Source organism: Methylobacterium oryzae (assembly GCF_036441375.1).
GTDB lineage: Bacteria > Pseudomonadota > Alphaproteobacteria > Rhizobiales > Beijerinckiaceae > Methylobacterium > Methylobacterium oryzae_A.
In genome coordinates, this window is sequence record NZ_MLCA01000006.1 from 626,825 (window position 1) to 640,431 (window position 13,607).

The window sequence follows — 13,607 nt, forward strand, 5'->3', positions numbered from 1 at the left end:
CGGGCCGCCGCGATCGCTTGATCGGACGGCGACCGCGTCGATCCGGCATCCGACCGAGCCCGCTTCCGGGCCGCACGCGCGGCCGCCACGTCTCCGGGCCCAGGCCCGGGCATCCCGGGAGAGTTCGATGGCCCTGCGCGCCCTGACGGCCCTGTTCGACGACTACGACGCCGCCGCAGGTGCGGTGGACCGGCTGGAGGCCGCCGGCATCCCCCACGCGGACATCAGCATCATCGCGAATCGCAACGAGCCCGCGGCCCCGCCGCGGGCGCCCGGCACCGCCGTCCCCCGACCGGTGGACACGGCGGATTCCGCCGGCACCGGGGCCACGGTGGGGACGGTGTTGGGCGGCGGCGCTGGCCTGCTCGCCGGCCTCGGTCTGCTGGCGATCCCGGGGCTCGGCCCGGTGGTGGCGGCGGGCTGGCTCGTGGCGACCGTGACGGGGGCCGGAGTCGGGGCCGCGGCCGGCGGCCTGATCGGCGGCCTGACAGCGGCGGGTCTCAGCGCCGACGAGGCCGAGACTTATGCCGAGGGCCTGCGCCGCGGCGGGACCCTGGTGACGGTGCGCGCCGACGAGTCCCGGGCCGAGCGCGCCCTGGCCATTCTCGACCATGCGGGATCGATCGATCTCGACGAGCGCGCCGAGGGCTGGCGGGCGCAGGGCTGGACCGGCGGCACGATCGGCCCGGCGGCCGACGACAGGGGCGCCGGAGCTGGACGCTGACGAGTCCGGTCTGCCGGCCAAGCCCGCCGGGACTGCGCTCAGGCCATCATATTCCGGGCGAACATCGCGGCGCCGAACAGTATGCCGGCGCCCGCGGTGATCAGCCCGATCATCAGGAGACGCCGCGGCTCGGTGGAGGATTCCGCCTTCACTGGCTCGACGATTGGGCTGAAGAACTCGATCTGCCGGGCGGCGATGATGCGGGCGCGCTCATGCGCGGTCAGCACCTGCTGATAGTACTTCTCGGCGTTCTTCCGGTCGTTCTCCAGGACCTCGAATCGGGTCAGCGCGTCGGAGAGCAGGCGCTTCTGCTCCGGATCTTGGCTGGCGGATTGCCGCTCGATCCGGGCGATATTCTCGTCGAGGTCCTTGATCTGCTGCTTGATGTCGATAATCCGGCGCGCGTCGGGACCAAGGTCCCGCTGCCCGATCGCGAGCTGGAGCGCGAGGTTGATTCGCGAGGCTCGCATTTCGGCGATCATCTTGACGTTGATGTCGTTCGTCTTCTGAGCGTCGAGCACGCCTTCGCGGTTGCGCAGATCGCGCGTCGCGAGGCGGATCTTGGTCATGCGCTCCTCGGCGAGCCGCAGCTCGCGCGTGCTCTCGGCGAGGGCATCCTCGCGCGACTTGACGCTGAGGTCGTTCACCTTGCGCTCGGCCTCCTTCATGATGGCCTTGGCGATGGCGAGGGATTCCTCGGGATCGAAGGCCTCGACCTCGACCGACATGATGCCGGATCCGCCCTCGACCTCGACGCCGACGCGCCGCTTCCAGTAGCGGACGAACTTCTCGATCGGCTTCTCCGGATCGAACCGTGAGAAGTAGTCGATCGAGTCGCTGCTGAACCACTGGCGCAGCGGCAACTGAGCCTCGAGGAGTTCCAGCATCGGCCGGCTCAGGATGAACTCGCGCGTGATCTGCGTGTCCTGCGCCACCATCTGGTTCGCCATGCCGGAATTCGTCCCGCCGGTCTCGGAGGACGTTTTCTCGGCGGAGCCGAGGGCTGGCCGGATCGCGAACCGCGCCTCGGTGACGTAGCGGTCCGACGCGATCAGGCCGTAATAGATCGCCCCGGCGAGCGTCGGCAGCAGGAAGCAGACGACGAACAGGATCGGGATCCAGGGATCGTTCTTGGCGTCGGCCTGATACGACCGGATGCCCTTCTTGCGGTCGGCGAAGCGCGACATGCGCGCGATCTGCCGCAGCGACTCGCTGACGGCCTGCTGGCGGTCCGCGGGCGTGACCGGCTGCCCCTCGGCCTTCCGGATCTCCATGTTCATGGCCTGATTCCCGGCCTCCCCGGCCTCGAAGGTCGATCCGTCACGGGGATCTCGACCGCGCCGCACTCCGCGCTGCGATCGTCTCTCGCACGGCGAGGCGGCAAAAGCATGTCGTCACGGTCCGGTCGACACCGGCACGGTCAGGCGTTCAGGCGCCGGTACACCTCGATGGCGTCGTTCACGTCCTCGTAGATGATCGCGCGACCGTTGAGCAGGACCAGCCCCTGCGTGCACCACTGCCGGATCGTCTCCATTGAGTGGGAGACCATGATAATGTCGGCGTTCTTCCGGCGCTGCGAGAAGACCTCGTCGCAGCGCTTCGAGAACCGCGCGTCGCCGACCGAGGTGATCTCGTCGATCAGGTAGCAATCGAACGGGATCGCCATACTCATGCCGAAGGCGAGCCGAGCGCCCATACCCGACGAGTACGTGTAGATCGGCACGTCGAGGTAGCTTCCAAGCTCCGAGAAGTCCTCGACGAACTCGAGCACCTTGCGCGGGTCCTCGCCGTAGATGCGCGCCACGAACGTGACGTTGTCGCGCCCGGTCATCTTGGGGTGGAAGCCGCCCGCGAAGCCGAGGGGCCAGGAGACCCTGAGGCCGCGATGGATCCGACCGCGCGTCGCGTCCTCGGTGCCGGCGATCAGCCGCATGGTGGTCGACTTCCCGGCGCCGTTGATGCCGAGGATGCCGTAGGACACGCCCGGCTTCAGGGTGAACGACACCTGCTCCAGGATCGTCCGCCGGTGACCCTCCGTGCGGTAGACCTTGCTGACTTTCTCGAAACGGATCACCGAAATGGTCTCCAGGGCGGATCGCCGGACCCTCGGTCCGAGCGGCCTGACGGGCGATCTCCTGCTCGCGGAAAGCGGCAAATCTGAGAAGGACATGAGCGCCTTGCCGGGCCGCGGCGGGCCAGTCGGCTGACCCGCGGCCCGAGCGCGGCTTCGCTTCCGCAACGCCGCGCTGACTTGAAGAAAAGTTCCACCTGTCACCGCCTCGGTTGACGACATTCCATATTTGGCATACCAAATACCAACCGACGAGGCCGGGTGACGGCCCTTCACGGATGCGGGACCGGAACTTTACCGCCGGCCTCGCGAGCGATGATCAGGAAGGGCCGCCCCCATGACAAGGCGCCGGACTGCCGCGAGCCACCTCACTTCCGCTCCGCCGACCGGGTGGCGCCGATGATGGCGACCGGGCCGACCCTGGCCGTGCCCGGTCCCTCCGATCTCCACGGGCTGGTCCAGGCGATCGGCGACGCCGTGGTGGTGTCCGATCCGGACGGCGCCATCACGGTCTGGAACCCGGCCGCAGAGCGCATCTTCGGCTTCACAGCCGCCGAGGCGCTGGGGCAGACCCTCGATCTGATCACGCCCGAGCGGCACCGCCGCCGCCACTGGGACGGCTACGCGAAGACCATGCGCACCGGCGTCACCCGTTACGGGGCAGAGACCCTGAGGGTGCCGGCGCTCCACAAGGACGGCCGCCAGCTCTCCATCGCCTTCACGGTGGGCATGGTGCGGGACGCCTCCGACCACGTGACCGGGATCGTCGCCGTGATCCGCGACGAGACTGAGCGCTGGGCCGAGGAGAAGCGCCTGCGCCAGCGCGTGTCCGAACTCGAAGTTTCCTCGGATCCGGCCCGCCGGGCGCCTTGAGCCCGCCGGACGATCCGAAGGGCCCGATCACCAAACCGCACAGGGAGAACGCCCAATGAGCAAGCCGCTGGAAGGCATCAAGATCATCGACTTCACGCACGTCCAGGCCGGCCCCGCCTGCACGCAGCTGCTCGCCTGGTTCGGCGCCGACGTGATCAAGGTGGAGCGCCCCGGCGCCGGCGACGTGACCCGCACCCAGCTGCGCCACGTCGAGGACGCGGACGCGCTCTACTTCACGATGCTGAACTCCAACAAGCGGTCGCTCACGCTCGACACCAAGACCCAGGCCGGCAAGGAAGTCCTCGAGAAGCTGATCAAGGATTCCGACGTCATGGTCGAGAATTTCGGCCCCGGCGCCCTCGACCGGATGGGCTTCTCCTGGGCCCGCATCCAGGAGCTGAACCCGGGCATGATCCTCGCCTCGGTGAAGGGCTTCTCGGACGGTCACCACTACGAGGACCTGAAGGTCTACGAGAACGTCGCCCAGTGCGCCGGCGGTGCCGCCTCGACCACGGGCTTCTGGGACGGGCCGCCCACCGTCAGCGCCGCCGCGCTCGGCGATTCCAACACCGGCATGCACCTCGCCATCGGCATCCTCACGGCGCTCCATCAGAAGAACAAGACCGGCAAGGGCCAGAAGGTCGCCGTGTCGATGCAGGACTCGGTCATCAACCTCTGCCGCGTGAAGCTCCGCGACCAGCAGCGCCTCGACGCCCTCGGCTACCTCGAGGAGTACCCGCAGTATCCCCACGGCGAGTTCTCCGACGTCGTGCCGCGCGGTGGCAATGCGGGCGGCGGCGGCCAGCCGGGCTGGGTGCTGAAGTGCAAGGGCTGGGAGACCGACCCGAACGCCTACATCTACTTCACGATCCAGGGCCACGCCTGGGCGCCGATCTGCAAGGCGCTCGGCAAGGAGGAGTGGATCACCGATCCGGGCTACAACACCCCGCGGGCCCGCCAGGACAAGATCTTCGACATCTTCAAGACGATCGAGGAGTGGCTCGCCGACAAGACCAAGTTCGAGGCGGTGGATATCCTGCGCACCTACGACATCCCCTGCGCGCCGGTGCTGTCGATGAAGGAGATCGCCGAGGACAAGTCCCTGCGCGAGAGCGGCACCGTCGTCGAGGTGGCGCACCCGAAGCTCGGCAAGTATCTGACGGTCGGAAGCCCGATCAAGTTCTCGGACATGAAGGTCGAGGTGAAGGCGTCGCCGCTGCTGGGCGAGCACACCGATGAGGTGCTCGCAGACCTGGGTTACACGCAGGAGCAGATCCGGGCGATGCACGAGGCCCGCGCGGTCTGATAGACATAGTCCGACGTCAGCATTCCTGAGACAGGACGGCGCTCCCCTGGGCGCCGTCCTTTTCATGTGCGAGCCCCGGATCCGATGCGCGCCTTCCTCAGCCGTTTCCTGCCGGAGCTGACCCCGATCAGTAAGCGCGAGCGCCTGCGCTCGGCCGCCGGCGCGCTCGTGGGGATCTTGGCGACCGGCCTGGTCTGCCGGGCTTCCGTCCCGGCCGAGGCGCTGCCGGTCCTGATCGCGCCGATGGGCGCCTCGGCGGTGCTGCTCTTCGCCGTGCCGGCGAGCCCCCTGGCGCAGCCCTGGTCGATCCTCGGCGGCAACATCGTGGCGGCGCTGGTGGGGGTCACGGCGGCGCAACTGGTGGCCGACCCGTTCGTCGCCGCTGCCTGCGCCATCGGGGTGGCGATCGCCCTGATGATGGCGCTGCGCTGCCTGCACCCGCCGAGCGGGGCCGTGGCGTTGACGGCGGTGCTGGGCGGCTCGGCGATCCGTGAGTTGGGCTACGGCTTCGTGCTCTGGCCGGTCGCGGCCAACTCGCTGCTGCTGTTCACGGCCGCCCTGCTGTTCAACAATCTCACCGGGCGCGCCTACCCGCACCTCCGCCCGGCCGGGCCCCGGACGGCCGATCCGCCCTCCGGCGCCCGGGTGGGGTTTCGAGCCTCGGACCTCGACGCCGCGCTGGAGGATTTCGACCAGCTCCTCGACGTCGACCGGAGCGATCTGGAGCAAATCCTGCGGCGCGTGCAGATGCGGGTCTACGGCCGCCACTCGGGACCGATCACCTGCGCGGCGATCATGTCGCGCGACGTGATCGCGGTGGCGCCGGGCGCACCGCTGGCCGAGGCCCTGCGGCTGCTGCGCCGTCACCGGGTCAAGGCGCTCCCGGTCACCGACGAGGGCGCGCGCGTCCTCGGCATCGTCACGCAGACCGATCTCCTCGACAAGGCCGCCTGGGATCGGGCCGGGCCGCGCCTCGGCCTCGGCCGCCGCCTGCGGCTCACCGCCGAGCGGGGCCGGGCGCCCCACGGCTGCGCCGCCGACATCATGAGCGCGGTCGACCCGGTCGGTCCCGACACGCCCATCGCCGCACTCGTGCCGCGGATGTCGAAGGCGGGCGTCCACCACCTGCCGGTGGTCGACGCTGGCGGCCGCCTCGTCGGGATCGTCTCGCAGACGGACCTGATCCCGGCCCTTCTGTCTGAGGCCGACGCTCCGGCAGCCCCGGTCCGCGGGCGCGCGCCGGCCCGGTCCGCTCTCGCCTGAGGCTCAGGCGCAGCCGGGCGGATCCCCCAGGAAGAACGCGACCGCCCGCGCCACCACGTCCGGTTGGTGGGCGTGCGGCCCGTCATACTCGACGTAGGTGACCTTGTAGCCGGCCTCGCGCAGAGCCGGCACGTGGACCCGGGCGCTCCGGTCGATGGGGATCTGCTCATCCTGCGTCCCGTGTGACAGGAAGATGCGCGGCGCGCCGACCTGCAGGTGCACCGACAGAAACCCGGCCGACGAGACGATCAGATGGCTCGCCACGTCGCCGTTCGCGAGCCCCAGGGAGAGGGTGTAGCTGCCGCCGTCGGAATGGCCGGCGAAGCAGAGCCGCCCCGGATCGATCAGGAATCGGTCCGCCACCGCCGCGAGGGCTGCCGCGACCCGCTCCCGGTCCGGCCCGTGGCCGGCGATGACGATGTCCCAGGTCGGGAACAGCGATTGCGGGACGAGGAGGAGGAAGCGCTCGGTCCGGGCGTGCTCCTCCAGCATCGGCAGGATCCGTTCGGCACTGCCGCCGCCGCCGTGGAACAGCACCGCGAGCGGGCAGGGGCGGCGCGGATCGAGGCCCTCGGGGACGACCAGAACCGCGTCGCGCTCGACGAACAGGCCGAGATCGTGCCGGCCTGGCGGCAGCGGCTCGCGGGCGGGAAGCCGGTGGCGAAAATGCAGGCGGCCGGCGAGGTCTGGATCGATCATGGATGCACCGTCACCGAGCGGATGACGGGTCCGGCGCCGTCCTCGCGAGCGCAGCGATGCGAGCCAGTCGCTCCACGCGGAACCTGACCGCGCTGCCCTGGGTCACTTCGCTTCGCTCGCGATGACGGTGCGGGCGACGTTCTCCCGGTGGCCGGGAGCTTCGGCGGAACGCCACCCCGCGCAGACCCGCGACCCCGTTCCATTCAAGGCAGAGAGCCGGGCTCGACACGCGAGCCCGGCTTCGATGGTCTCGGATCAGAGATCTCGCGAGGGTCTCGGCCTCACTTCTTCTTCTTGATCCCGCTCTGCGGATTCAGGCTGCCGATGTTGCCGCTCTCGCTGCCGGCGGCCGGGTCGATGACGGCGTTGACCAGGGCCGGGCGGCCCGAGTTCATCGCCTCGTTGACCGCGCGGGTCAGCTCGTCCGGCGTGGTGACGTGGTAGCCCACGCCGCCGAAGGCCTCCATCATCTTGTCGTAGCGGGAATCCTGCACGAACACCGTCGTGGCCGGGTCGCGCCCGGTCGGATCCGTGTCGGTGCCGCGATAGATGCCGTTGTTGTTGAACACCACGATACAGACCGGCAGGCCGTACCGGCAGATCGTCTCGACCTCCATGCCGGAGAAGCCGAAGGCGCTGTCACCTTCCACGCAGAGAACCGGCTTCCCGGTCTCGACCGCGGCCGCGACGGCGAAGCCCATGCCGATGCCCATGATGCCCCAGGTGCCGACATCTAGGCGCTTGCGCGGCTGGTACATGTCGATGATGCCCCGGGCGAGGTCGAGGGTGTTGGCGCCCTCGTTGACCAGGATCGCGTCCGGCCGCTCCTTGACGATGGTGCGCAGCGCGCCGAGCGCGGCGTGGAAGGTCATGGGCGAGGCGTTGCTCATGAGCTTCGGCGCCATCTTGGCGATGTTCGCCTCGCGCTTGGTCTTGAGCGTCTCGATCCAGTCGGACGGGGGCTGCTGCCAGCCCTTGCCCATGCCGTCGAGCAGCGCCTGCACGCAGGAGGCGATGTCGCCGACCACCGGGGCCACGATCTCGACGTTCGAGTCCATCTCGCGCGGCTCGATGTCGATCTGGATGAACTTGGTCGAGCCCGGCTCGCCCCAGCTCTTGCCCTTGCCGTGCGACAGCAGCCAGTTCAGCCGGGCGCCGATCAGCAGCACCACGTCCGAGTCCTTCAGCGCCGTCGAGCGCGCCGCGCCGGCGGAGAGCGGGTGGGTGTCGGGCAGGAGGCCCTTGGCCATGCTCATCGGCACGTAGGGGATGCCGCTGGTCTCGACCAGCGAACGGATCGCCTCGTCGGCCTGGGCGTAGGCGGCGCCCTTGCCCAGCACGATCAGCGGCCGCTTGGCGGATTTCAGGACCTCGAGCGCCCGGGCGATCGCCTCGGGGGCCGGGCGCTGGGCCGGGGCCGGATCGATCACCTTGACGAGCGACTTCTGGCCGGCCTCGGCGTCCATCACCTGGGCGAACAGTTTGGCGGGCAGGTCGAGGTAGACGCCGCCCGGGCGGCCCGAGCAGGCCGCGCGGATCGCGCGGGCGACGCCGATGCCGATATCGGCCGCGTGCAGCACCCGGAAGGCCGCCTTGCACAGGGGCTTGGCGATGGCGAGCTGGTCCATCTCCTCGTAGTCGCCCTGCTGCAGGTCGACGATCTCGCGCTCGGAGGAGCCCGAGATCAGGATCATCGGGAAGCAGTTGGTGGTGGCGTTGGCGAGCGCGGTCAGGCCGTTCAGGAAGCCCGGGGCCGAGACCGTGAGGCAGATGCCCGGCTTCTGGGTGAGGAAGCCCGCGATCGCCGCGGCGTTGCCGGCATGCTGCTCGTGGCGGAAGGAGATCACCCGCATGCCCTCGGCCTGCGCCATGCGGCCGAGATCGGTGATCGGGATGCCCGGGACGCCGTAGATCGTCTCGATGCCGTTGAGCTTGAGCGCGTCGATGACGAGGTGGAAGCCGTCGGTCAGCTCGGGCTCCGCCTCGACCTCGGGGGTGGTGTGGACGATCTTGGCGAGTGCGGTCATCACGGTTTCTCCCGGAGGATCGGTGTGTACGGGCGGCTCTCGGCGCCGGCTGGCTGGAGGATCCCCCGCGCTCCCGAAGAGGGGGAGGGCGGGAGATCCGTGGCGGTGGCGCGTCGCTTGGGCGACGTCGTGAGACGGGGGCCGATCAGGCCGCCCGGATCGGCTGGGCGCTCAGCGCCGCGGGGTGCTCCGTCGCGGCGAGGTAGCGGGCCCGCATCGGGCGGAGCAAGAACATCGCCATCGCGGCCGCCGTCACGTTGAGGACGATGATCAGCGTGAACACCGCCGACCAGCCGTAGGCCGCCGACAGGATGCTGGCGAAGGGGACGAGGAACGCCGCGGTGCCCTTGGCGGTGTAGAGCAGGCCGGCATTGCTGGCGGCATACTTGGAGCCGAACGTGTCGCCGCAGGTCGCCGGGAACAGCGAGTAGATCTCGCCGAACACCCCGAAATACACCGCGGTGGCCAGCACGAAGACCATCGGGATGTGCCCGTAGGTCAGGAGCACGATCACCGCGAGCGCCGCCGTCGAGAAGGCGATGAACATCGTGTTCTCGCGGCCGATGTTGTCGGAGACGTAGCCGAAGAACGGCCGCCCGAACCCGTCGAAGATCCGGTCGAGCGAGATCGCCAGCGTCAGGGCCGCCATCTGGAGGCCGAACAGGTTCACCGGCACGCCGGCCACCTGGAAGTCGTGGGCGATCGGGGCGATCTGCGCCGCCGCCATCAAGCCCCCCGAGGCGACCATCACGAACATCGCGTACATCACCCAGAAGACCGGGGTGCGCACCGCCTCGCGGGGACTGCGGTCGACCTTGGTCTGCGGCAGGCGAGAGCTCTTGCGCTGGACCGGCGTGCTGGTCGACGGCTTGCGCAGCAGGAAGGCGAGGGCCAGCACCACGACGCCCTGGCCGATGCCGAAGTACAGGAACGCGTCCTGGTAGCCGCTGGAGGCGATCATCCGGGCGATCGGCACCACCGTGATGGCGGCACCCGCGCCGAACCCGGCCGCGGTGGCGCCGGCGGCGAGACCGCGGCGGTGGGGGAACCACTTGAGCGCGTTGCCCACGCAGGTGCCGTAGACCGAGCCCGCACCGATGCCGGCGATGACGGCGCCGAGATACAGCATGAACAGGCTGTCGGCGTAGGCGTTGATCGTCCAGGCGAGGGCGATCATCACGCCGCCGAAGGCGACCACGATCTTCGGACCGTAGCGGTCGACGAACCACGCCTCGACCGGGACCAACCACGTCTCGGTGGCGACGAACAGCGTGAACGCGAGCTGGATCGCCGCGCGGCCCCAATGGTAGCGCTGGTCGATCGGGTCCACGAACAAGGTCCAACCGTATTGAAGGTTGGCGATCATGGCCATGCAGATCACGCCGAAGGCGAGCTGCCACCATTTCGCCGAGGGCGAATCCTGGCGTTCCATCCCTGAGCCTCTCTCTTGGGCGGCGCGGCCTTGCTATGGCGGCGTCTCTCGTGCACCTAAGATCATGCACATCCGTTCCAGGTATGCAATATACCAGCGTGAGACGGACGGGGTGAACTGTCAGGGCGGCGATATTATTCCGTTTGGCCGGCCGGAGGAACCGGTCCCCAGGCACCGAGCGTCGGCGCGTCGGCCGGGTGCAGCGTCTCATCGAGCGCGGGGATCGAGGCCGGATCGGCCGGGAAGCCGATGACCGCGCAGGCGGCTTCCCAGTCCGAACCCGCCTTGACCGCCGCCAGGGTGGCCGGATCCAGCGCCGTGATGCGCCCGCGGTCGAGGCGCAGGATGGCCCGGCCGGTCTCGGCCTGCACGAAGCGGACGACCGCCATCCGGCGCAGGCATTCGCGCAGGAAGGTGGTGTTGGCCGATGCCGAGAGGTCGGCATTCTCGAACACCGCCTCGGCGCTGCGGGCGAAGATGTCGACCTTTCGGAATCGGTCGATATCGATCAGCCCCTTCACGTCGAGGATGTTGAGGATCCCGTCCGCCCAGAACGCGATGGTGCGCGGGCGCTCGCCCAGCGGCACGCTGTTGTCGAGGAACTCGCAGACCACCTTCTTGTCCCGGGCGAGCGCCCAGTTGAAGAACAGGCGCGGCATGCCGGTATAGGCCTCGACGTTGTGGGCGAGCAGGTCCTCAACCGCCTTGTAGCGGCCGAACAGCTCGCCGCGAATCCAGGCGCGCTCAACGGTGTCGGCCGGGGGTGTCACCATGAACTGCATGTAGACCCGGTCGCCGAACCGGGTGAGCAGCTGGCCGCCGCCGTCGGATCCGGCCTCGGCCTGGAAGCTGTCGAACCGGAACCGGTCGATCAGCAAGTTCGAGATCCGCCGCTCCGCCGCCTTGCGGGTGACGTAGCGGTCGAGCTTCATGTCGATGATCTCGACCTCGTAGCCGGTGAGCGTCCCGGCGTAGCGGGAGGCGGCGCCCAGGCTGTCGTAGTCGAGGAGGTACTTGCGCCAGACATCGGGAGTGATCACCGCGAAGTCCGACCACGCCATGCCGAGGCGCTTGGCGAGGCCGAGCTGGTAGGGACGGATCGTGCTCTTTCCGGAGGCGGAGGCGCCCTTCACGTTCATCACCACCGGGTGATGCTGCGGCGCCAGCCGCCGGTAGCTCCGCGCCTCCACGACCGCGGCGATCCAGGGCTCGATCTGCTCGCCGATGCGGCGGCTGCCGTAGCCGTTCGAGACCAGCGTCCCCGCGATGGTCCGCAGCAGGGCCGCGTCCCGGATGACCGCGTTCTGCCGGGCGATGAGGCCGGACACGACGGTGCGCAGGGCCTCGCAGGCCGCGATCTCCAGGCCGTCGCCGGCTTCAGCGGCGCGCCGCTGCCAGGTCTCGAGATGGCGCAGGGCGCGGGTCGCGAGATCCTCACGCGGGGTCTCGGTCGCCGGGGGACGGCGGCCGAAGAGGCGGTCGAGCCAGCGCGGCTCGGGCTGCGGGGCGGGCGGCCGCTCGTCCAGGATGGCGGCGACCTCGCGGGCGAGCACCGCGTCGGCCTCGGCGCGGAGCCCGGCGAGGGCGGCTTCGACCTCGCCGAGGCGGGGCTCGACGCCCTCGCGCAGGATCGTGGCGACGATGGCCCGGAAGTTCACGCCGAGATCGGCGTAGACCGCGCCGACCGGCACGGACAGGTCCGACATGACCCGGATCAGGACCTCGTGGACGACGAGGCGGCCGGCGCGGAACCGGGTGAGCTGGCGGGCGGGCAGCCCGCAGAGGTCGCTCAGGTCCAGGGCGTCGCGGAGCGGCGTCTCGACGTGCTCGGGACGGTAGACGGTGACGAGGGGCAGGAACGCGGACGGCAGATCCGACCGGACGCCCGGGTTCCAGGGACCGATGGCGGGTTCAGGAGGAGGAACTGCCGCGTCCGTCACGCGCGCGGCAGCCGTATCGCGAGCCGGACGCTCCGGTCGGTGCGCCTAAAGCCGCGGGGCCGCACGGCGGCCCCGGAGGCGGCCGTGCGCTCAGGATGAGAGCTGGACAGGCGCGTGCCGGGTCCGAGTGGCGAACCCAGCCGTTCCGACGTCGACCACACCGCCGCGGGCGGGCGAAGGCTCCTAGAAGATCTTCTGAAACCAGCCATGGGCGTCATTGGAGTTGCCCCGCTGGATGTCGACCAGCAGGCTCCGCAGCCGCTGGGCCACGGGGCCGGCCTTGCCGTTCCCGATCGTGAAGCTCTCCTCCCGGCCCTTCACGGTGCCGATCGGCGTGATCACCGCGGCGGTGCCGCAGGCGAAGGCCTCGGTCAGGCGGCCCTCCCGCACGTCGGCGCGCCACGCGTCGATCGTGTAGGGCTCCTCCCTGACGGTCAGGCCGGCTTCCCGGGCCAGGGTTATCACCGAGTCGCGGGTGATGCCGGGCAGGATGCTGTCCGAGAGCGGCGGCGTCACCAGCGTGCCGTCCTCGAAGACGAAGAACACGTTCATGCCTCCGAGCTCCTCGACGTAGCGGCGCTCGGCCGCGTCGAGGAACACCACCTGCTCGCAGCCCTGGGACGCCGCTTCCGACTGCGCCGCGAGGCTCGCGGCGTAGTTGCCGCCGCACTTCGCCGCGCCAGTTCCGCCCGGGGCCGCGCGGGTGAAGTGCTCCGAGATCCACACCGTGACGGTCCCGGTCGGGTCCTTGAAGTACGATCCCACCGCAGAGGCGATCGTCACGAACAGGTATTCCGAGGCCGGCTTGACCCCGAGGAACGCCTCGCTGGCGATCATGAACGGGCGGAGATAGAGGCTGCCGTCCGGCGTGTCGGGAATCCAGGCCCGGTCGATCTCGACGAGCTTGCGCATCGCCTCCACGAAGGCGTCCTCGGGGAAGGGCGCCATCGCCATGCGCTCGGCCGAGCGGCGGAAGCGCAGCGCATTGGCCTCCGGCCGGAACAGGGCCGCGCCGCCGTCGGCGGTGCGGTAAGCCTTCAAACCCTCGAAGATCTCCTGCGCGTAGTGCAGGACCGCGGCGGCGGGATCGAGCGGGATGGCCTCGCGGGCCTGGATCCGCGCGTCGTGCCAGCCGCGACCGGCCGTGTACCGCGCCACCACCATGTGGTCTGTGAACACCTTGCCGAAGCCAGGATTCGCCATCAGCGCGGCCCGCTCCTCGGCGGTCCGCGGCGCGGGATGGCTTTGGAACTCGAACGTCAGGTCGCTCAC

The 13,607-nt window shown here is 69.8% G+C and carries 11 protein-coding genes; 4 read left to right on the forward strand and 7 right to left on the reverse strand.

Translation table 11 applies throughout. The annotated features are described in order from the left end of the window. Positions 1–127: 127 nt before the first annotated feature. On the forward strand, positions 128–724 hold the full coding sequence (locus tag MOTC310_RS13535; RefSeq protein ID WP_331302124.1) for a hypothetical protein: 597 nt from the start codon (positions 128–130) through the stop codon (positions 722–724). Between the two features lie 38 nt (positions 725–762). Here the strand turns inward: MOTC310_RS13535 and MOTC310_RS13540 are convergent, their stop codons facing one another. Both MOTC310_RS13540 and MOTC310_RS13545 read right to left on the reverse strand, forming a co-directional pair. Continuing rightward, the gene (locus MOTC310_RS13540; RefSeq protein WP_331302125.1) at positions 763–2,004 is read right to left on the reverse strand and encodes a KpsE/RkpR family capsule polysaccharide export protein; all 1,242 of its coding nucleotides are present in this window, start codon (positions 2,002–2,004) and stop codon (positions 763–765) included. A 140-nt stretch (positions 2,005–2,144) separates the two neighbouring features. Next, positions 2,145–2,798 carry an ABC transporter ATP-binding protein gene (locus MOTC310_RS13545; RefSeq protein WP_331293388.1) on the reverse strand — a complete coding sequence of 218 codons (654 nt, stop codon included), beginning with the start codon at positions 2,796–2,798 and terminating at the stop codon, positions 2,145–2,147. Positions 2,799–3,194: 396 nt separating this feature from the next. Here MOTC310_RS13545 and MOTC310_RS13550 point away from each other — a divergent pair, with 396 nt between their 5' ends. The 3 genes from MOTC310_RS13550 (at position 3,195) to MOTC310_RS13560 (ending at position 6,237) form a co-directional block, all read left to right on the forward strand. After that, positions 3,195–3,668 (forward strand): PAS domain-containing protein, encoded by a 474-nt coding sequence (locus tag MOTC310_RS13550; protein WP_331302126.1) that lies wholly within the window; start codon positions 3,195–3,197, stop codon positions 3,666–3,668. A gap of 55 nt (positions 3,669–3,723) precedes the next feature. Continuing rightward, on the forward strand, positions 3,724–4,974 hold the full coding sequence (gene frc / locus MOTC310_RS13555; protein WP_331293386.1) for a formyl-CoA transferase: 1,251 nt from the start codon (positions 3,724–3,726) through the stop codon (positions 4,972–4,974). Positions 4,975–5,058: 84 nt separating this feature from the next. After that, positions 5,059–6,237, forward strand: a complete 1,179-nt coding sequence (locus MOTC310_RS13560; RefSeq protein ID WP_331302127.1) for an HPP family protein — start codon at positions 5,059–5,061, stop codon at positions 6,235–6,237. Between the two features lie 3 nt (positions 6,238–6,240). Here the strand turns inward: MOTC310_RS13560 and MOTC310_RS13565 are convergent, their stop codons facing one another. The 5 genes from MOTC310_RS13565 to MOTC310_RS13585 form a co-directional block, all read right to left on the reverse strand. Next, complete coding sequence (locus MOTC310_RS13565; protein WP_331302128.1) at positions 6,241–6,936, reverse strand: alpha/beta hydrolase; 696 nt, start codon at positions 6,934–6,936, stop codon at positions 6,241–6,243. A 281-nt stretch (positions 6,937–7,217) separates the two neighbouring features. Then, the gene (oxc, locus tag MOTC310_RS13570; protein ID WP_331293383.1) at positions 7,218–8,963 is read right to left on the reverse strand and encodes an oxalyl-CoA decarboxylase; all 1,746 of its coding nucleotides are present in this window, start codon (positions 8,961–8,963) and stop codon (positions 7,218–7,220) included. Between the two features lie 145 nt (positions 8,964–9,108). Continuing rightward, positions 9,109–10,395, reverse strand: a complete 1,287-nt coding sequence (gene oxlT / locus MOTC310_RS13575; RefSeq protein ID WP_331293382.1) for an oxalate/formate MFS antiporter — start codon at positions 10,393–10,395, stop codon at positions 9,109–9,111. Between the two features lie 134 nt (positions 10,396–10,529). After that, positions 10,530–12,335 (reverse strand): DEAD/DEAH box helicase family protein, encoded by a 1,806-nt coding sequence (locus MOTC310_RS13580; protein WP_331302129.1) that lies wholly within the window; start codon positions 12,333–12,335, stop codon positions 10,530–10,532. A gap of 183 nt (positions 12,336–12,518) precedes the next feature. Further along, positions 12,519–13,607 carry a branched-chain amino acid aminotransferase gene (locus tag MOTC310_RS13585; protein ID WP_331302130.1) on the reverse strand — a complete coding sequence of 363 codons (1,089 nt, stop codon included), beginning with the start codon at positions 13,605–13,607 and terminating at the stop codon, positions 12,519–12,521.